Origin of the sequence: Streptomyces ureilyticus (assembly GCF_011045025.1) — a bacterium.
GTDB classification, from domain to species: Bacteria; Actinomycetota; Actinomycetes; order Streptomycetales; family Streptomycetaceae; genus Streptomyces; species Streptomyces ureilyticus.
Map to the genome: position 1 here is coordinate 21,639 of NZ_JAAKZX010000075.1, position 19,333 is coordinate 40,971.

General features: G+C 70.6%; 12 protein-coding genes and 2 pseudogenes. 5 read left to right on the forward strand and 9 right to left on the reverse strand.

What is annotated here, in order from left to right; all coding sequences use genetic code 11:
* The first annotated feature begins 9 nt into the window (after positions 1–9).
* On the forward strand, positions 10–837 hold the full coding sequence (locus G6048_RS23175) for an SAM-dependent methyltransferase (protein ID WP_206342026.1): 828 nt from the start codon (positions 10–12) through the stop codon (positions 835–837).
* Between the two features lie 206 nt (positions 838–1,043).
* On the opposite strand, the pseudogene G6048_RS23180 reads toward G6048_RS23175, so the two are convergent.
* The 3 genes and pseudogenes from G6048_RS23180 to G6048_RS23190 all read right to left on the reverse strand — a co-directional run bounded on the left by G6048_RS23180 (position 1,044) and on the right by G6048_RS23190 (position 5,857).
* Positions 1,044–2,077, reverse strand: a pseudogene (locus G6048_RS23180) (DNA topoisomerase IB).
* Between the two features lie 145 nt (positions 2,078–2,222).
* Positions 2,223–3,323 carry a sugar ABC transporter substrate-binding protein gene (locus G6048_RS23185; protein WP_165341515.1) on the reverse strand — a complete coding sequence of 367 codons (1,101 nt, stop codon included), beginning with the start codon at positions 3,321–3,323 and terminating at the stop codon, positions 2,223–2,225.
* Positions 3,320–5,857, reverse strand: coding sequence for a SpoIIE family protein phosphatase (locus G6048_RS23190; RefSeq protein WP_165341516.1), 2,538 nt, complete (start codon positions 5,855–5,857; stop codon positions 3,320–3,322). The genes G6048_RS23185 and G6048_RS23190 overlap by 4 nt, the downstream gene beginning before the upstream one ends.
* Positions 5,858–6,281: 424 nt before the next feature.
* Here G6048_RS23190 and G6048_RS23195 point away from each other — a divergent pair, with 424 nt between their 5' ends.
* From G6048_RS23195 to G6048_RS49755, 4 genes are all read left to right on the forward strand, one after another.
* Positions 6,282–7,364, forward strand: coding sequence for a substrate-binding domain-containing protein (locus G6048_RS23195; protein WP_165341517.1), 1,083 nt, complete (start codon positions 6,282–6,284; stop codon positions 7,362–7,364).
* A gap of 37 nt (positions 7,365–7,401) precedes the next feature.
* The gene (locus tag G6048_RS23200) at positions 7,402–8,184 is read left to right on the forward strand and encodes an ATP-binding cassette domain-containing protein (RefSeq protein ID WP_165341518.1); all 783 of its coding nucleotides are present in this window, start codon (positions 7,402–7,404) and stop codon (positions 8,182–8,184) included.
* Between the two features lie 5 nt (positions 8,185–8,189).
* The gene (locus tag G6048_RS23205) at positions 8,190–9,464 is read left to right on the forward strand and encodes a sugar ABC transporter permease (protein ID WP_165341519.1); all 1,275 of its coding nucleotides are present in this window, start codon (positions 8,190–8,192) and stop codon (positions 9,462–9,464) included.
* Positions 9,465–9,775: 311 nt separating this feature from the next.
* A complete protein-coding gene (locus G6048_RS49755) occupies positions 9,776–10,384 on the forward strand; it encodes a response regulator transcription factor (RefSeq protein ID WP_165341520.1) in 609 nt (202 codons plus the stop codon).
* A gap of 33 nt (positions 10,385–10,417) precedes the next feature.
* On the opposite strand, the gene G6048_RS23215 is transcribed toward G6048_RS49755, so the two are convergent.
* From G6048_RS23215 to G6048_RS23240, 6 genes and pseudogenes are all read right to left on the reverse strand, one after another.
* Positions 10,418–12,337, reverse strand: a complete 1,920-nt coding sequence (locus G6048_RS23215) for an ABC transporter ATP-binding protein (RefSeq protein ID WP_328826740.1) — start codon at positions 12,335–12,337, stop codon at positions 10,418–10,420.
* Complete coding sequence (locus G6048_RS23220) at positions 12,330–14,117, reverse strand: ABC transporter ATP-binding protein (protein ID WP_165341521.1); 1,788 nt, start codon at positions 14,115–14,117, stop codon at positions 12,330–12,332. Before G6048_RS23220 ends, G6048_RS23215 begins: the two co-directional genes overlap by 8 nt.
* 142 nt (positions 14,118–14,259) lie before the next feature.
* Entirely contained in the window at positions 14,260–14,403 is a 144-nt protein-coding gene (locus tag G6048_RS23225) for a SapB/AmfS family lanthipeptide (protein ID WP_165341522.1), read from the reverse strand.
* The gene (gene lanKC / locus G6048_RS23230; RefSeq protein ID WP_165341523.1) at positions 14,400–17,204 is read right to left on the reverse strand and encodes a class III lanthionine synthetase LanKC; all 2,805 of its coding nucleotides are present in this window, start codon (positions 17,202–17,204) and stop codon (positions 14,400–14,402) included. Before lanKC ends, G6048_RS23225 begins: the two co-directional genes overlap by 4 nt.
* Positions 17,205–17,597: 393 nt before the next feature.
* Entirely contained in the window at positions 17,598–18,563 is a 966-nt protein-coding gene (locus G6048_RS23235) for a pirin family protein (protein WP_165341524.1), read from the reverse strand.
* Between the two features lie 69 nt (positions 18,564–18,632).
* A pseudogene (locus G6048_RS23240) lies at positions 18,633–19,333 on the reverse strand (MFS transporter); the annotation flags it as partial.

Sequence of the window (19,333 nt, forward strand, 5' to 3'; positions counted from 1 at the left end):
AGATGCCCCATGCCTCATGACGTTCCGTTGATCAACAGCAGCGTGCCGCACTCCGCGCGGATCTGGAACTACTGGCTCGGGGGCAAGGACTGCTACGAGATCGACCGCGAGGTCGGTGACCAGATCCGCGGGGTGAACCCGGAGATCGTCCAGATCGCCCGGGCCCAGCGGGCGTTCCTCAAACGGACCGTCACGTATCTGGCCGGTGAGGTCGGTATCCGCCAGTTCCTCGACGTCGGCACGGGGCTGCCCACGTTCGACAACACCCATGAGGTCGCCCAGCGGATCGCTCCCGAGGCGCGGATCGTGTACGTGGACCACGACCCGATCGTGCTGGCCCACGCCACGGCGCTGCTGACCAGCACCGCCGAGGGCGCCACCGACTACATCGACGCCGACCTGCGTGACCCCGCGGCCATCCTGGAAGGCGCCGCCCGGACGCTGGACTTCGAGCAGCCGGTCGCGCTGATGCTGCTGGGCATCGCGGCCCACGTATCCGACGACAGTGCGTACGGCATTGTCGAGCGGCTGGTGGACGCCCTGCCGTCCGGCAGTCACCTCGTGTTCTGCGACAGCACCGAGGTGTTTCATCCCGAGGAGATGCGCGCCATGGTCGAGCAGTGGAACCAGGCGAGCGACAACCCGCGCACCAATCGGAGCCCCGAGCAGCTCGCCCGCTTCTTCGACGGCCTCGAACTCCTCGATCCCGGCCTGGTCTCCGTCGCCCAGTGGCGCCCCGGGCCGTCTGAGGCCGTCACCGCTGAGGAAGACGAGCCCCAGGCACCGGACGAGCCCCAGGAAGTGGACAGCTTCGGCGGAGTGGCACGCAAGGCGTAACCCGCAGCGGCGCGCGGGCATCGGGCGGGCGTCGGATGGGCGCCTGCCACGGTGATCCGACACCGCTCCCCGCTGCGACGCTCACAGAGCGCTCGCGCTCGTGGGAACGGCGGTCGGCTCACTTGCCGACGAGGCGCATGTGCTGGTCGTTGTAGCGGTCGCCGTGTACGCCGAGCCTCGCAGGAACGCAGGCGTACGCCTCCCGCTCAGTCCCCTTCAGCAAGGTGCCCGTTCCGCAGCATGCGCAGCACGGCCCGTTCGGCGGGTCCCTGGGTCGCGGGGATGCCGTACGCGCCCTCGTCACCAAGGTGAGGCAGCGCGGCGGCGACCGTCACGCCCTCCTCGAAGAGTTCGACCACCCGCGGGTTGATGTAGGAAGCCCGGCAGACCGCAGGCGTGTTGCCGAGGTACCCGGCCACCTCGCGCTCCGCCCGGGCGATGGCCCTGCGCCGGGCGGTCTCGCTGCGAGCGACGGGCTGCGAGACGGCCAGCGCCACGGCCGCCATGACGGTGGCGTGCCAGGTACGGAAGTCCTTCGCGGTGATCTCCAGGCCGGCCAGTTCCTTGAGATACGCATTGACGTCATCGCTGCTCAGGTCGTGCGAGGTGCGCCCCTCCCAGTAGGCGAGGAGCCGGTCGCCGCCGCCCCGGCGCCGCAGCAGCGCGGTGAGGCTACGGCAGGCGGCGGGGTCCGCGACCGTCTGGGCGATCTCCTTGCCGTGCTTGCCGGTGTAGGTGAACAAGACCGCACCGGCCTGGCAGCGGGAGTGTTCACGCAGCAGGGTGGTGAGGCCGTAGCTGTTGTTCAGGTCGGTGTAGCGGTCGCTGCCGATGCGGAAGAAGCCGAGGTCGAGCAGGCGTACGGCCGTGGCCAGGACCCGCTGCCGGGTCAGCCCGCGATCGCCCAGATGCCCCTCGACAGCCTCCCGTACCGCGGGCAGAGTCTCGGCGACGTCGAGGACGTGCTCGTGCTTGGCCTGCTCCTGCTCGGCACGGACTGCGGGTGGTACAGGTACTGGCGGCGTCCGGCGGCGTCGGTACCGACAGCTTGCAGATGGCCGTTGCCCCGGGTGCAGATCCACACGTCCCGCCAGGCCGGCGGTATGACCAGCCCTCGGATCCGGGCCAGCTCGGCCGGATCGCGGAGCGGCTCCCCTCGGGCGTCGAGGTAACGGAAGCCGCGTCCGTGGCGCAGGCGGCGGTACCCGGGGTCAGTCGGACGGCTGTGATAGAGGCGCACCGCACCCTCCGTGCATGCATCCAATCGCTGAGCGGACCGCACGTCTTCGGCCGAAGTCCGACGAGCGGGTACCCGAAGCGCCGGGCACCATGTGGGCCGTCTTGATCACCGTCAGACGCGCGGCGGCCGGCCTCCCGAGTGTGAGTCAGCGGGTAAGTCCGGCCGCGTCGCAGGCAGGCCGGAATTCCCGTGTGCAGATCTGGTCGATGGTGTACACGCCGTCCCTGACGACTGTCTGGTTGATGTTGGCGACCGTCACGGCGCGCGGAGTGAGCAGGACGGACGGGATGTCCTTGGTCGTGGGGCTGTCCGTCGTCGTCGTGGCGACTTCGCTGAGTTCCTCGCCGCGTCCCAGGGCGACGGCCATCGCGGCGGCCGCGTCGGCTTCCGCCTTGAAGGGCTTGTACACCGTCATGACCTGCTCGCCGATGATGATCCGCCGCACAGCGTCGAGGTCGGCGTCCTGGCCGGTGATGGGAGGAAGCTCCCTGACAGGGGCCTTCTTGAGAGCGGAGATGACGCCTGCGGCGATGGCGTCGTTGGCCGCCAGGACGCCGCCGATCCGGTCCGGGCCCAGAGCCGCGAGGGCGGCCGACATGTTGGCGTGGGCGTTGTCCGTGCTCCAGCCCTGGGTGTCGTACGACCTGCCGATCTTGACCTTGCCGGTGAGGACGGACAGCGCGCCCTGCCTGTACCACGCCGCGTTGGGACTGGTCGGATCGCCGTTCATCATGACGACGGTCCGGCCGTTCGCCTTGTCGCCCATGGCCTTCAGGAGCGCCTCGCCCTGGAGCCTGCCGACCTGCGCACCGTCGAAACTGACATAGCCGGAGATCGGGCCTTCGGCGAGCCGGTCATAGGCGACGACCGGTACACCCGCCGCCTTCGCCCCCTGGATCGAGGAGCGGAGCGCCTTGGTGTCGGCGGCGTCGAGGATCAGCACGCCGACCCCTTTGGTGATCATGGAGTCGATCTGCTGCCGCTGCCTCGTCGCGTCGTTCTCGGCGTTGGCGTACTCCATGGTGCAGCCGGAACACAGCTCCTTCAGCCGCTTCTCGATCAGCGGCTTGTCGGAGTGCTCCCAGCGGGGGACCGCTTTGCTCGGGAGCAGCAGGCCGACGCTGAAGCTGTCCGTGCCCGCCTCGCCGTCTCCTCCGCAGGCGGCCAGGGCCATCGCCATGAGTCCCCCCGCGACGAGTACCGCGATGACGTGCCGCGTACGGGTGTCCCGCGTACGAGTCCTCATGGCGGGCCCTCTCGTTCCGTTGGAAGCCCCGAGTCCGCGAGGACCGATGCTTGCGGCGGCACGGCGATCTCGCTCCACACCTGCTTGCCGCCGGCCACCGGCACCGTGCCGAAGGACTCCGACACCGCATCGACCAGAACCAGGCCTCGGCCTCCGGTGGCCTCCCAGTCCACGATCACCGGCTTGGCGGGCGCACGCGGCGAGGCGTCGTTCACACTGATGCGTACCCGGTCCCCGCGGAGCGTCAGGTCGACGCGGACCTCACCCTGGGTGTGCACCAGGGCGTTGGTGACCAGTTCGGACACGACCAGCAACACGGCGTCGGCCACTTCCTGGACGTTCCACCGACGCAGTGTGCGGGACGTGAAACGGCGGGCATGCATGACGGCGTCGGGCAGCCGCCACACCGTCCAGCCGGCCCGTATCGGCCGGATCTCCATGCCGTCGTAGCGCAGCAGCAACAGGGCCACGTCGTCCTCACGACGCCCGATGTCGCCGAGGAGTTCGTCGGCCATCCGCCCAGGATCCACCGGATCGGCCGCGGCGAACGCGATGCGGGTACGGCGCATGCCCTCGTCCAGCGGCAGGTCCGAGGCCTCGACCAGCCCGTCGGTGACCAGGGCGAGCACCGCGCCGGGGGCCAGTGCGCCCGCGGTGATGGGGAACTCCGCCTCCGCGAGGATGCCCAGCGGAGGGCCGCCCTCGACCTCCACCTCCTCGGTGCTGCCGTCGGGATGACGTACCAGCGGGGAGAGGTGTCCGGCCCGGACGAAAAGGATGTTGCCCTCCTCCAGGTCCAGTTCGGCATAGCAGCAGGTGGCGAACAGGTCGGTCTCCATGCCGACGAGGAGGCGGTTGGCGTGGGAGACGACCACATCGGGCGGGTGGCCCTCCACCGCGTAGGCCCTGACCGCGGTACGCATCTGGCCCATGATCGTCGCGGCTCCGGCACTGTGTCCTTGTACGTCCCCGATGACCAGCGCCACGCGATCCTCGGAGAGGGCGATGACGTCGTACCAGTCACCGCCCACCTGCAGCCCCCGCCTGGCCGGCAGATAGCGGGCGACGGCCGTGCCGCCGGGCAGTTCGGGGAGGCGCCGGGGCAGCAGGCTGCGCTGCAGCATCGTCGCGAGCTCCTGCTCGGCGTCGTACGCGTGGGCCCGCCTGAGGGCCTGCCCGACCAGCGCCGCGGTGGCGGTCAGCAGGGACCGCTCCTCGGGGACGAACTCGTGCGGCCGGTCCCAGCCGACGAGGCACACACCGGCGACCCGGCCCTGGGCGGGGAGGGGCAGCACGGCCAGACCTCCGGTGCCGATGCCTGCAAGGCCGGGTTCGAGGGGGGTGCCGGCGGGCCACAGATCGATACGTCCGTCCCGCAGGGCCACCTGAAGGGTGGGCAGGGCGCTGACCGGTGCGTCGGGCCATTCCGAGCGCCACTCGGATCGCCATATCTCCGGCCAGGCGTCGGGGTGCGGCGGGTCGAGCACGCTGACCATGAGCCGGTCGTCCTGCAACTCGGCGAGCGCCACCCGGTCGGCGCCCAGCGGCTCACGCAGTGCGGTGACCACGACTCGGCTGACGTCGCCGACTGTCGTGGCATCGTCGAGTGCGGCGGTCAACCACTGGATCCGGGAGACGTCGTCGGCGGTCCGGCGCAGCACCGAGGTCGCCATGACCAGGCCCAGCACCTGCTCCGGCCGGTCATCGGTGGCCGCCACCACCCTGCACATCAGGCTCAGCCAGCGCATTTCACCGGTGGGGCGGCGGACACGGAACTCCAGCTCCCGCCGGCCGAAGGCCTGGCCGGACGGCTCAAGGACCGACACCATCGCGTGCATGTCCTCCGGGAGGACATGCACGATCAGGGTGTCGGCCTTGCCGTCGAAGTCGTCCGGCGCGATCCCGACCAGCTCGAGCAGCGTCTCGTCCGCGTCGATCAGGCCGGTGTCCGGCACCAGGACGAAGGTGCCGAGGCGCAGACTCCGCAGGGCGGGACTCAGGAGCGACGACGGCACGGGCCGGCTGGTCCCGGCCTGGAGTATGCCGGCGACGGCGTCGGCGTATCGCTCGAGGAAGCTCCGTTGCTCGGCCTCGAAGCCGTCCGCGAGATGCCCCACGACGACGAGGCAGCCCAGTCGCCTGCCCCCCGCCCTCAGTGGCAGCGCGCCCAGCGATGTGTCCGCTCGCGGCGGCGTCGGCCCGCCCTCGGGGTAGGAGGCGAGTGCGGCGGGGTTCAGCCACAGCGGCCGGTCGGTGCGGAGGGCGTGCGCCGCGGGTGAGCCGCCGGGCAGGGGCAGCCGGTCCGGCAGCCCGTACTGGGACGTGGCGTATCCGGCGGCTTCCACCAGCAGCAGCTCTTCGGTCCCGGCACCGGGCACATAGACCGCCGCCACCGCCGCTCCGGCGAACGTCAGGGCCCGGTCACTCACGGCGGCCTCTGGCACCGGAGGCGGAGAACCGGTGTGCGCGGCGCCGGAGTCGGATGCCCGCAGCTCCGTGACTCCGGCCCGGGCACGGCCGTCATGAGGAGGCATCTTTCGCAACCTACCTCCCGTCCATGCCGCAGGTACCGACAAGACCGGGGCACCCACTACCAGAATCGCACACGGGGACTAAACGGACAGATCTACTTGATTGGCATCTGTGCCGGACGTCGATGGCCGACGGAGCGGTGCAGGAATCCGGACCGCCGTAGCGCGGGCCGCGACCTCCGGCGCGACACACTCCGCGTCGCCACACACCTCGCGGGACGCGACCCGCTGCGATCGCGGATCACCACAGCCGGTGTCACACTGACGACGTGGTCGGCTGCCACTTCCACGCCCCCACCGCACTCGCATCCCCCACACCGCGACGCACGCGCGCCGTTTCCCCACGCGTACCCGTTGAAGGCCGGTCGCGCGTAGTCCGTGAGCGCCCCCTCACCGCGCAAGGTGCAGGACAAGGGAGGTCTCTCACATGAAGGCCTGCATACGGGACGCGGCCGTCGTCATGGCCGCCGTCTCGACGGCCGTTGCTCTCACAGCATGCGGGGGTGCCGGGAACGACTCCGACGGGGGGACGCCGGAGATCGGTCTGCTGCTGCCGGCCGCCACCACGGAACGCTGGGAGGCGCAGGACAGGCCGTTGTTCGAGAAGAAGGTCCAGGAGCTGTGCGACGACTGCACGGTCGAGCATGCCAACGCCGAGAACGCCGTGGCCGTCCAGCGGCAGCAGATGGACTCGATGATCACCAAGGGGGTCGATGCCATCGTGCTGGTCGCCGTGGACGCCAGATCGCTCGGCGCCGCGGTCAGGAAGGCGGACGAAGCGGGTATCCCGGTCATCGCGTACGACCGGCTCGCCGAGGGCCCGGTCTCCGGCTATGTCTCCTTCGACGGCGAGGAGGTCGGCAGACAGCAGGGCAGGGCACTGGTGAACGCCATGGGCGACAGGGTGCCCGGAGGCCAGATCGTCATGATGAACGGCGATCCCAGCGACCCCAACACGGCGGCGTTCAAGAGGGGCGCGCTGTCCGAGCTCGAGGGGAAGGTGAAGATCGGCAAGGCGTACGACACACACCAGTGGAGGACGGAGACCGCGAACATGAATATGTCCAACGCCATCTCCGCCCTCGGTGCCGACAACATCGACGGGGTCTACGCGGCCAACGACGGCCTCGCCGCCGGCAGCATCTCCGCCCTCAAGGCGAACAAGGTCAACCCGCTGCCCCCCGTCACCGGGCAGGACGCCGAACTCGGGGCCTTGCGGCGCTTGGTCGCCGGCGATCAGTACATGACCGTCTACAAGCCCTTCGGGCCCGAGGCTTCAGCGGGCGCCGAAATGGCCGTGGCCGCGGCCCGCGGTGAAAGCCTCGACCGCGTCGCCAAGAGCACGGTGAAGACCAGCGGCGGGGACACCGTGCCGGCCGTCCTGCTCACCCCCGTCTCCGTGACCGTCGGCACCATCAAGGACACCTTGGTGAAGAACCGCGTGTACACGGTCCAGCAGATCTGCACCCCCCAACTCGAGGCCGCCTGCAAGAGGGCGGGGCTGACCTGACAGACCGGTCCAGCGAGGTCCGGGCCCCGGGAAGGAGATGGTTTGCGTGCCGGCTCCCCCCTTGCTGGCGCTGCACGGTGTGTGCAAGCGCTTCGGCGTCGTCGAGGTCCTCACGGACATCGAGTTGGAGATTCGCGCCGGCCAGGTGGTCGCTCTTCTCGGCGACACAGGGGCCGGCAAGTCCACCCTGGTCAAACTGATCTCCGGGGTCGCACCCGCGGACAAGGGCGTCATCGAGTGGGAGGGCGGGACGGTCCAGATCAGGCGCCCGCACGATGCCCGGGACCTCGGCATCGCCACCGTCTACCAGGACCTCGCGCTGTGCGGGAACCTCGACGTCGTGGGCAATCTGTTCCTCGGACGGGAGATCCGCAGGTTCGGGTTCCTCGACGAGATGGAGATGGAGCGCCGCACCAGGCACCTGTTGGAACGCCTGACCAAGGATGTGCCCGACCTGCGCGCCCGAGTCGTCTCGCTGTCCGGCGACCAGCGGCAGACGGTCGCGCTCGCCCGCTCACTCCTCGGCGACCCGCGGGTCCTCCTCCTGGACGAACCGACCGCGGCGCTGGGAATCGACCAGGCCAACGAGGTCCTGGACCTCGTCGACGAGCTGCGTGACCGCGGCAAGGGAGTGCTGCTCATCAGCCACAACCTGGGCGATGTCAAAGCTCTCGCGGACCGGGCCGCCGTGCTGCGGCTCGGTCGCAACAACGGCTTCTTCGACGTGAACACCGCCCCTCAGGAGACGATCCTCTCTTCCATCACCGGCGCCACGGAGAACGTGCCGCGCCGGACGGCCGCCCCGGATGCGGGGTGGTGAAAGGTATGCGCGACATGGCGGACAACGACACGCGGGCCGAACCCGCCGCACCCCCCTCCGAGGCGCGCCGGCCGCGGCCCGGGCAGGCCGTCGCCCGGGCCGCGGAGAGCTGGGTCGCCGCCTTCCGGCGCAGGCTGGGCGCAGGCGAAGTGGGCAAGCTCCCCGCCGTCCTCGTCCTCGCCGCGGTCTGGATCACCTTCCAGTCCCTCAACGAGAACTTCCTCTCACCCCGGAACCTGTCCAATCTCAGCGTGGACATCGTGGGCACGGGTCTGATCGCGGTCGGCCTCGTCTTCGTGCTGCTGCTCGGTGAGCTCGACCTGTCGGTCGGCTCGATCAGCGCCCTCGCGGCGGCCGTCTTCGCCGTTCTGAACGTGAACAACGGCGTGCCGGAATGGCTGGCCCTCATCATCGGAGTCCTCGCGGGCACCGTGGCGGGAACCGTCCAGGGCTTCTCCTTCGCCAGAACCCGGGTGCCGGCGTTCGTCGTCACCCTCGCCGGGCTGCTCACCTGGAACGGCCTCATGCTCTACGTCCTCGGGACCAGCGCCACCGTCAACCTCGACGAGAACGGGCTCGTCGCCAAGTTGACCAGCCATTACTTCACCAATGACGCCGCCGCCTACGGCCTGGCGGCGGTCGGCGTGGGCCTCGTCTTCCTCATGTCCTGCCTGGACAGGCGGCGCCGCAAGGCCGCCGACATGCCGCACCGCTCACTCCGGGAAACAGCGGTGCGCACGGGAGGCCTCGCGGTGATCGCGTTCGCCTCCGCTTATCTGCTCAACCGGTTCCAGGGGCTGCCGCTCGCCCTCCTGATCTTCCTCGTGGTGGTGGCCGTCCTCGACGTCATTCTTCGCCGCACGCACTACGGGCGGCAGGTCTACGCGCTCGGCGGCGGTGTCGAGGCGGCCCGTCGCGCCAGCCTCAGTGTGGCGCGGGTGCGGACCGCGGTGCTCGCGGTCTCGGGCACCATGGCCGCGATCGGCGGCCTGTTCCTGGCCTCGCGCATCACGTCCGTGAGCCAGGGTTCAGGCTCGAGCATCCTGCTGCTCAATGCCATCGCCGCAGCCGTCATCGGTGGCACCAGCCTGTTCGGCGGACGGGGTACGACCTGGTCGGCGGTGCTCGGGATGCTGGTCATCCAGTCGATCGCCTCGGGCATGGCCATCACGGACACGCCTGCCGCCGTCCAGTTCATGATCACAGGCGGGGTGCTGTTCGCCGCGGTGGTCATCGACTCACTGTCGCGTCGCTCGCAGGAGGCGCATGGGCGGGCTTGACGCGTCTGCCGGTTCCTCTCGGTTCAGCGCACCCTTCCCAGGGGCATCGGCCTCCTCGTCATCGGCGTCCTGATGACCAGGGCGATGCCGACGCCGAACCTGTGCGCGATGCAGTCACACGACAGAGAGAGCGAGTTGGACTCCACGCACGCGAGCAGGAGCAAAATCTCCACCACCGACTACGTCGCGGTTCACCGGAATACGTGCAAGACCTCTGGATGGCGCGATGGCTGGAACGAGGTTCCCTGGACGGGATAGTCGAATAGGAGGGCGGGTATCCGGAAGTGGCTCGTTAGACTTTGGGGGCCACAGTGATCAAGGTTCTTGTTGTGCATGACGCCTGTCTGTTACGGCAGGCGCTGGCCATGCTGTTATGCCGGGAGCATGACCTGGAGGTGAACACGGCGTCGTGGTCGGACGCGGTGACCGGGTTGGTTTCCTGGCAGCCGCGGGTGTGCGTGCTGGACGTGGACGCCCCGGAATCGGCGGCGCCCATCTCTCAGTTGGCGCTGCTGGCTGAGCACGCGGCTGAGCGGAAATGCGGGCTGCTGGTGCTGGCACCACCCAGTAGACCGGGGCTGCTGTATCGCGTTTCGCAGGCGCAGGCGCAGGGATACGTCAGCAAGGGCGAGCCGTGCGAGGCGCTTCTGGGAGCCATCAGGCACGTGGCGCAGGGCGAACAGTTCGTGGACACCTCGCTGGGATGGGACTTTCTGCAGGCGGCGCGAGTCCCGCTGACCGAGCGGGAGTTGAGTGTTCTGTCCCTGGCCTCGCAAGGAGCTTCCGTTGCGGAGATAGCGGGTGACCTGCACCTGACGAACGGAACCGTGCGCAACTATCTGTCGGCCATCACCCGCAAGACGGGGGCCCGCAACCGCGTCGATGCCATCCGCATCTCCCAGAAGGCGGGCTGGGTCTGAGGCGTTGGGAAGCTCCCCCGCGGACGTTTCCTTTCACCGATGTCCACCCCCGGCCGCGAACGCCGTTGCGTCCCAGTGGCCGACCATGTCGCGGTACAGGGACGAGCGCGTCAGCAACTCGTCGTGGGTCCCCCACTGGACGTGTGCGCCGTCCATAACCAGGATCCGGCCGGCCCGTTGGGCGGAGGTGATCCGATGGGCGATGATCACCAGCGTGCCTGGTCTGCGAGCGAAGGCCAGCTCCGCACGGGCCTCGGCTGTCGGGTCCAAGTGGCAGGTGGCCTCGTCCAGCAGGGCCAGGGGTGCGGGCGAAAGGTAGGCCCTGGCCAGTGCGATCAGCTGGGCCTCTCCTGTGGAGAGGGTCGAGGGATCGACGGACGAGTCGAGTCCGCCGAGCCTGTCGGCCAGAGCGTCGAGTCCGAGACACGCGACAGCGGCCTGCACCGTGCCATCGGGCGGCGGTTCCGGGCACAAGTACAGCAGGTTGTCACGGAGGGTGCCTGAGAACACGTACGCCTCCTGAGGGATGAGTACGCGCAGGGCGGCCAGCTCTTCCGCAGCTCGGCCACTGACCGGCACACCGGCGACTCGCACCTGCCCTCTGTGGGGGCTGAGCAGGCCGGCGATGAGGCCGACGAGGGTCGACTTGCCGATACCGCTGGGTCCGACGACGGCCAGATGCTCGCCCTCCGGCAGCGTCAGGTGCAGATCGCGGACGACGGGCCGGGTGTGGTCGCCGTGGGCGAAGGTGACGCAGTCCAACTCGACCGCGGGAGGCCTGAAGGCCGGGGACGGCCCGTACGGTGCCAGGTGAGCCGCCCATACGCGGGCTTGCCGTCCGGCCGGGCAGCAAGCCCGCCCAGCCTGCGGCCCCGTGCCGCCCGGAGCCGTCAGGCGGGCCGCATCGGCGGCCCCTGCGGCACCGCCGGAGTCCGCACTCTGATCCGCGCGGCTGCCCGGCGGCGCGCTCACCGGGTCGGCCCACAGCCGCCGCAGGACGGCCCCCAGCCGCGTACCGGCTGTGCCCAGGCCCTGCGTCAGGTTGTGCAGCGCCGGCAGCAGCGATTGCGTGACGTACACGAGCGCGCCTGCCAGGGCGCCCGCCGTCACGCCGTGGCGCAGCAACCACGGAGCGGCACCCAGCAGCAGGATGACCGGCAGCCGCCCGGCGAGAGCGATCGCCAGGACACGGGACACCTCCCAGCGTGCCAGCGACCGCGAGGCCCGGAGCTCGGCCGCGATCAGGGCGTCCGTCTCCTGGGCCATCACGTCCTCCGCACCGGTCGCGGTGACGTCCCGCAGCCCGCAGGCGAGGTCGCCGCACTGCCGCGCAAGGTCCTCATCAGTGGCCAAGTAGGCCTCCTGCCGCCGGGCCAGGGGGCCGAGGGTCGCCACGAACAGTCCCAGTCCGGCGACCAACGGGGGCATCACCACCGCAAGGAGGAGCGGATCCAGCGCGAACAGCCCCGCCAAGGCACCGGCTGCGGTGAAGACGAACGAACAGGCGGCCATCGTCACCCCGGCAAAAGTGTCCCGGGCCAGCTCCACCTGCTGAGTGAGCCGTGAGACCGCGGTCGCGTCGGTCTGGTGCGGCCCGGCCACAGCCCGCTCCAGGGCACCGGAGACCACCCGGCGCACCAGCGCGTCGCGCAGCGGTTCGACCAGCCCGGCCAGCGCCCGATAGGCGCGTCCGGTGCCGAAGGCCGCGGCGATCACCGACACGGCGGCCGCCGCGAGCCATGCCAGGCCAACATCCGGCCGGGCCCTGAGAAAACCGTCGTCCAGCGCCTGGGCCAGGGCGATGCCCAGCAGAAAGGCCTGACCGGCTTCGAGGACGGACCACCCGGCCAGGGCGGCGACTGCCGCCCTGTGGCGGCGCAGAAATGCGAGGGCGGCGTCCCGCAGACCGCACTCGGTCTCCTCGGGCGCGACGCCACGGGCCGCGTCAGCCACCCGGCCCTCCTCCCCCTTGATCGAGCAAAAGGGCTGGAGTTGGCCGATCGTCCTCGGTGCACGGCGGCTCGAAGACGGCCCGGTATTCCGGCAGGCACCACAGCGCGGCGTGCGGGGCGACCGCCCGCACCTGCCCGCCGTCGAGCCAGGCCACCAGGTCGGCGCGGGCCGCCGTGGACGCGCGGTGGGCGACGACGACACGGGTGCGGCCATCGAGCCCGTGCCACAGCGCGCCGCCGATACGGCGCTCGGTGACCGTGTCGAGGCTGGAGGTGGCGTCGTCCAGCACGAGCAGTCGGCCACTGTGCGCGAATGCCCGGGCCAGGCCCAGACGTTGCACCTCACCGCCGGACAGGGCTGCGGCCCGGCAGGCAGTCTCGTAGCCGTCCGGCAGGAGGCGTACGAAGTCATCGGCGCACGCCTGGCGGGCCGCCGAGACGACCGTCTGTCGGGGAACGGTGGTGGGATCGACGGCGATGGCACTGCCGACCGTGCCACCGAAGAGGGCGGGTTGTGCGAAGGCGTAACCGACAGCGCGGCGCAGCTCGTCGCGGCACAGCTCCGGCAGGGGCACCCCGTCGAGAAGCACGACGCCCTCGTCGGGATCGGCGAGCCGTCCCGCGATCGCGGCGAACACCGACTTGCCCGTCCCGGAACGCCCGACCACGGCCAGCGAGGAGCCGGCCGGAACCGACACGTCGACGGCGCGGAGCACCGTGCGGCCGCCGCGCACCGCGGCGACGCCACGGAACTCCAGCGTTCCGGCACCTGCCGGGAGCCGCCGTGTGCCGTGGGCAGTGGCGGGCTCGGCGAGGACCTCGGCGACCCTGTCGGCGGCCGCACGGCTGCGTACGACATCGTTGACCCGGGAAACCAGCATGCCGATGCCGGTGGCGAGTGCGGCGTAGCGTGAGGCCGCGAGCAGTTCGCCGACCGTCAGGCGGTGAGCGGTCAGAAGCAGGCCGCCGGCGGCCAGGACGAGGAGTTGCAGCAGCGGAAGGATCGCCGCGGCCCGAGCCGTCGAACGGCCCAGGACTCGCCAGGTCCGGTGTCCGTGCCCGCCCAGTTCGGGCAGCGGGCGCAGGATGCGGGACCTTTCACGCCGGATGGTGCCCGCGCCGGCCACCGTGCGTGCCCCGCGCAGCGTCTCCAGTAGACGGCCGGCCATCTCACCCTGAACCCGCTGGTAACGCGAGACGCTGTCGGAGGTGTCGCGCACGAAGGCACGCAGCAACAGCACGAGTAGGGGCATGCCGAGGATGAAAGCCGCTCCCAGCCACGGATCGAGGAGCGTGAGGACGAGCAGCGCGCCCAGCGGTGTGACCCCGGCGGCCAGCAGCCCGGCGACGGCTGCCGGAGCCGCGCCGGTGTGTGCGGCGTTGCTGACCACCCGGGAGGCCAGGTCTCCAGGGGAGAAGCGGTCCTGGGCGGGCGGCCCGACCGCCAGTATGTGACGCAGCAGCCGCCCGCGCGTCCAGGCCGCCGTACGGGCAGCGGTCGTTCCGGTAAGCAGGGCCTCGCCCGCTTGGGCGGCGATGAGCGTGCCCGTCAGGGCCGCCGCCAGCACAGTCCAGCGCACGGCCCACGGTGCCTGCCGGTCCGTCAGCAGCGCGTCGACGGCGTGGCCGAGCAGAAAGGGCATGACCAGCTCCGCAGTCGCGGTGGCCACGCCGATCAGGCACAGCGCCGTGCAGCGGCCGGCGCTGTGCCGCACAACCTCGCGCAGGAAACGGTGGGTTGAGGGACCAGGCTCGTGGCGGCGGGGGGCTCCCAGGCGCATCGCTTCGACCTTCCCGGCAGGGGCCGCGGGGCACGGCAGTCACCAGGCGTGCCCCCGGACGACGGCTGCCGTCCGAGGGCACGCCCTGTGCGTCACCGACGCCCGGTTGTCACAGGGGCGGGGCCGCGTCGGGGCAGGGCGGTCACAGGCAGAGGGTGGTGGAGGACGTGCTCGCGGAGCACAGCAGCAGGCTCGCGCTGCTCACCGTCGAAGCGGCGTTCTCAGGAGACTCCGGCGACTCCGGCGGTTCGGGAGTCTCGAGTGTCTGCAGGTCGAGCAGTGTCATGGTGCATCCTTTCGGCTCGGTGCTGCCTCCGTACGCATCCCGGCAAGGCGTCGCCCCGCGGAATCTCCGTTGGTGACGTGCGCAGGTGATGTCCGTACGGACTCAGCACGTGTTAGTGGATCTTCCGTTTCGGCCCCCTGCTGCGGGGACCGGCTCTGGGGCCGCCGAAGCGGCGGGAGGAAGGGGAACGCCGCTGGCCGCTCGTCGAGCGCGGCGCCGATCGCCAGCAGACAGCCCGCCGTTCCCGTGGCGAGGTCCATCGACAGGCGCATCACCTGATCGCCGGCGAAGGCCAGCTGCCCGCGGTAGGGCACGGCGTGCCAGGACAGACGGGCCACCTGGTCGGCCAGATGACGGGGAGCGACCTCGGGGGTGGTGGTGCGGGCGAGGTGCAGCACCATGCCCGCGCGCCCGCCGAAGAGCCCCGACTGGGCATAGAAGCGTGACGTGGCGGCGGGAAGGATGGCCGTGCGGGCACGTGCGAGGCCCTCATCGTCGTGGTGGGCGAGGTAGTCGTCGAGCACCATGGCGATGCCCACGCTTCCCCGGCCGAGGTACGGCATGGAGCGGCGGCCTTCGTCCACGGCCAGCGCGCCTGAGCGGTCCATCGCGCAGCGCGCCAGATCGGCGCGGAGGTGGCGGGCGGCCAGCTCCAGCAGGGCAGGTGCCCCCGTGCGTTCGTGCAGCCGCAGGAAGCACAGTGCGGAGCCGCTGGATCCGTACAGCAGACCGGCCTTGTCCGCCCTGCGGGCCCGCTCACCGCGGCCTGCTCCGTTCGCGCCGCCGGGCGGGGCCCGGAGCGGGTCCGGGCCGGCGGGGAGGTGCTCGGCCCGGTCCGCGAGCAACTGGACCGCCTCCAGGGCGCGGTCGTGCAGGACCGTCTCGCCCGTGGTGCGCGACAACTCGTCCAAGGCGAGCGCGACCCCGGCCAGCCCTCCGTACAGGTCGGGTCCCAGGCGCTGCCATCTCTCGCCCAGCACCCTCTCGGTCAATTCCAGCGCGGGTCCGGTGTGGCCGAGGCGCGCCAGGACCCAGGCGGTGCCGAGCAGCCCGTCGAACAGGCCGAGTGGAGTGCCGGGTCCGGGCGCCGAGGTGTGCCGCAGCAGCCACTCCTCGGCCGGCTCTTGGCGTGGGCAGCCGGTCTCGGCGAGGGCGTACAGGACGCCTGCCGCCCCGTGCGCCAGGCTGGTGCCGCCACCGTCCTTGAACTGCTCGATGTCCCCGGGGAACAGGCGGTCGTCTCGTTCGGGTGTGGCACTCGCGATGAGCGCCCGGTACATCGAGTCCCGGCTGCGCGGCCAGTCGCCAGGGTCGACCGGCAGATAGCGTTCGGCCCGTCGACGGCGGCCCTGCGGTGTTCCGTCCCGGTGCGACTGCGGCGTCCCGGTGATCTCGCGTACGGCGTCGGCCAGGAACGCGCGCGGCACGGGGAACTCCGCGGCAGCCGCGTCGGCGAGATGGGCGGCCTTACCGCGGTCGACGCCGAGCAGCGTCGTCAGTGGGAGGAAGAGCGCGAGACGCAGGCACGCCAGGGCATAGCGGTCGATGGCGAAGCCACGGCGGTCGGCCGGCGCGAGGAAACCGGGGTGGGCGACGACCTGACGGCGGTCCTCGTCGATGTGCGCGGCGGCCTCGAAGTCGATCAGGCGCACGGATTCCTCGTCGGGGCCGATGAGGATGTTGAACAGGTGCAGGTCGTTGAAGACGATCCCGCGGTCGTGCACGGAGGCGAGGGCGTGCTCGACGGACCGCTGCACGCGCAGCGCCCAGGCGGTGTAGTCGGCGAGCACGCCAGGATCGGGATCGGCGATGAGCAGCGGATGGCGTCGGCCGAAATACGTGTTGAGGGTGCTCCCCTCCAAGTACTCCATCACCAAGAAGCGATGGCCGTCCAGCACGAACCAGTCCCGCACCTCCGGCGCCACGCCCGACCCGGAAAGGCGCTCCAGGATCGCCCGTTCGCGCTCCAGCCGGGTGACGGCGTCCGCGCCGTCCGCCGCCAGACCGGCGTGCGGCCGGGCCTCCTTGAGGACGACCTTCTCACCGGTCCGCAGGTCGTGGCCGGCGTAGACCCCGCCCCCGTTGGAGAAGTGCAGGGCCTGCTCGATCCGGTAGGGCAGGCCGCCGGTGGTCGTGGCGTTGCGGGCTGCCAGCTCCGGCTCGAGGAAGTCGGGCAGGACCACCCACTCCGGGACGTGGAACACCGGATCCCTGCGGTCCGGCACCAACCGGCCGCTGCCGTCCTCGACAGCAGGCACGAGTGTCCCGTCGGCGTCCGTGCAGAACCGCTGGGTGAAGCCCCCATACCTCACATACAGGGGTCCTTGTCGCCAGCGCAGATCGGTGAGGATGTACGGTCCCGGCTCGCCGTCCAGTAACTCGCCCAACTCCCCGAGAGTACGGTGGAGTTGTTTCTCATCGCTCGGATAGAGGGTGGCGAACTTCCCGCTGGTGCCTCGCCCGGCATACTTCGAGTTCCTCAGGAAGAGGTGGTTCGGTCCGGGCACGAACTTGAACGGAATCGTGCGGGAGACGCAGTAGTCCCAGACGACGCAGGCGGCCTTCTCCGCGTTGTCCAGGCAGGCCGATACGTGGATCTTCCAGCCCTGGGCGGGAGTTTGCCCGTTGGCCGGCGACAGGTGCAGCCAGTCACCGGACCGGTGCCGGCGCCAGCCGTCCGGCGCGGGCCGGCTGGCGGGCTCGTAGAGCTGCGGTGTGCCGTCGACGGCACCGAAGAGCCGGTTCGGTGTCTCGTAGAAGTGGTCATCGGCGAGACAGAAGACCTCGTATCGCTTCTCCATGTGTCTCCTCTGCTGGGTCATCACCAGACTCCGGCGGGTGTGCGGCCTCGTACAGTCACGCCTGTCATCGGTCACCCATGACAAACGCAGCACTCGGGAGACAGCCCTGTCACGGCGCGAAAGGCATAGACGACCACCACGGTCCGATGCTCGGCTGCGAGTACCTTGCGCCCCTACTCGTTCTGATGGTCGCGCCACCAGCGGCATGGCTCCTGCGTCGCCGCCGTGTCAGCAAGTGCCCGATCAGACCTGGTCACAGACGCCAACACCGGCAAGTCGCCAAGCGCCCCGGGGCCAACCGTGCCCAGACGTGTCCGTCCCCCTCGACCGGGTCTGCCGAGGGGGACGGAGAAAGCATCTGCCGGTGATGTACTCAGGACGGATCATCCCAGGTCAGCGCACCCGTCCCCGTGGTTTCAGCGGCACCGGCGGCAGTTCCGGAGCACGCAGGGGCGCCCCGTCGTAGCCCTTGACCTCACCGAAGCGGGAGCCCTCCATCCAGTCCTTCCGAGCCGCCTCGATCTCCTCCTGCGTCCGCCCGATGAAGTTCCACCACATGATCAGCTCCTCCTCGAAGGGCTCGCCGCCGAGGAGCATCAGGCCCGCGTCCGACTCGGCGCGCAGGGGCAGTTCGGAGCGGCCGCAGCCGAGGTAGAGCATGGAGCCGGGCAGCAGTGGTACGCCGTCCACGTGCGCCTCGCCGGACATGGACAGGACGGCGTACTCGAAGTCCGGCTCCAGCGGGAGGCGTAGGTCGGTGCCGTGGTCGAGCGCGAGGTCGGCGCCGACGATCGGGGTGTACGTCGTGCCGGGTGAGGCGGCGCCGTCGACCGCGCCGAGGATCATCGTGGCTCTGAGGCCTGGGGCGGTGACGACGGGCAGATCGGCGTGGTGCTCGAAGAGCGGGTCGGTGTGGCGGTGGGTGTCGGGCAGAGCCACCCACAGTTGCGCGCCGTGCAGGAAGCGGGCGTGCGAGCGCGGGCTCTCCTCGGAGTGACTGATGGCCCGGCCGGACGTCATCAGGCCGAGTTCGCGCGGGCGGATCGTCTGAAGACTGCCGGTGGAGTCGCGGTGCAGCACCTCGCCCTCGTGCAGCCAGCTGACGGTCTGCAGGCCCGTGTGCGGATGCGGCGGCACCTGCATACCGGGCTCGTCGGCGATGTCGTCGGGCCCGTAGTGATCGACGAAGCACCAGGCGCCGACCATACGTCGACCCAGGTTGGGCAGCAGACGGCGAACTTCGCTGGACTCGCCGAGCTTGACCTTGCGGGGACTGAGGAGCTCACGCACCGGCTCGGACACCACGAAACCCCGGCCACCGCAGAGAGCGGGAACTGCCTCGCGATCAAGATTGCTCATGTCGCTCAACCTAGCCCTGCGGGGGAGTTTCCGTCAGGCCATCGGCCCGCCCGTCGAAGGGCACACGACTCAAAGGCGTGCGCCGCGCAGGGGTTGCGTGAGTGCGGTCGCCGCCGCGAGTGCGCAGATCGCTCCGCACGCCGCGAAGAAGGTCGCCGCGCCCCAGGCCGCGGCGACGAGGCCGGTGAGCGGGTAGAGAAGAGGGCTGAGCCCCAGCGTGCAGAGCGTCGTCACCGAGGTGAGGCGCCCCAGGTACCGGGGCTCGGCCGCCTTTTGCAGCAGGGCATTGCCGAGCACCATCGCGACACCACTGACCGCACCGAGCAGCCCGCCCAGCGCGATGGCGCTTCCGGGTGAGCCGATCCGGCCCAGCACCGTGACCACTACGGCGGTCACGAGCAACGATCCCGCCAGTACGGCCCCGGCTCCGGACACGTGGCGCGCGACCGCCATCGTCAGCGCACTCACGGCTCCGCCGACACTGAACGCGGTCAGAATCCAGCCGAGCGCGGCAGTGCCCCAGCCCCGTTCGTCAGCAAGCAGCACGAGCCCGGCGAAGAGCGGCCCGCTGAAGCACATCTCGCCGAGCCCGATGACCCAGACGAGACGACGCAGCCGCTGATGCCCACGCAGGTGCCGAAGACCGTCCCGCAGCTCGCCCAACAGGCGCCCGCGCGGCGCGCGTTCGCCGGCCCCCGCACGCCCCACTGCCTCCACCGGCCCGACCCGCACCGCCCACAGCAACCCCACCGACACCCCGAACATCACCC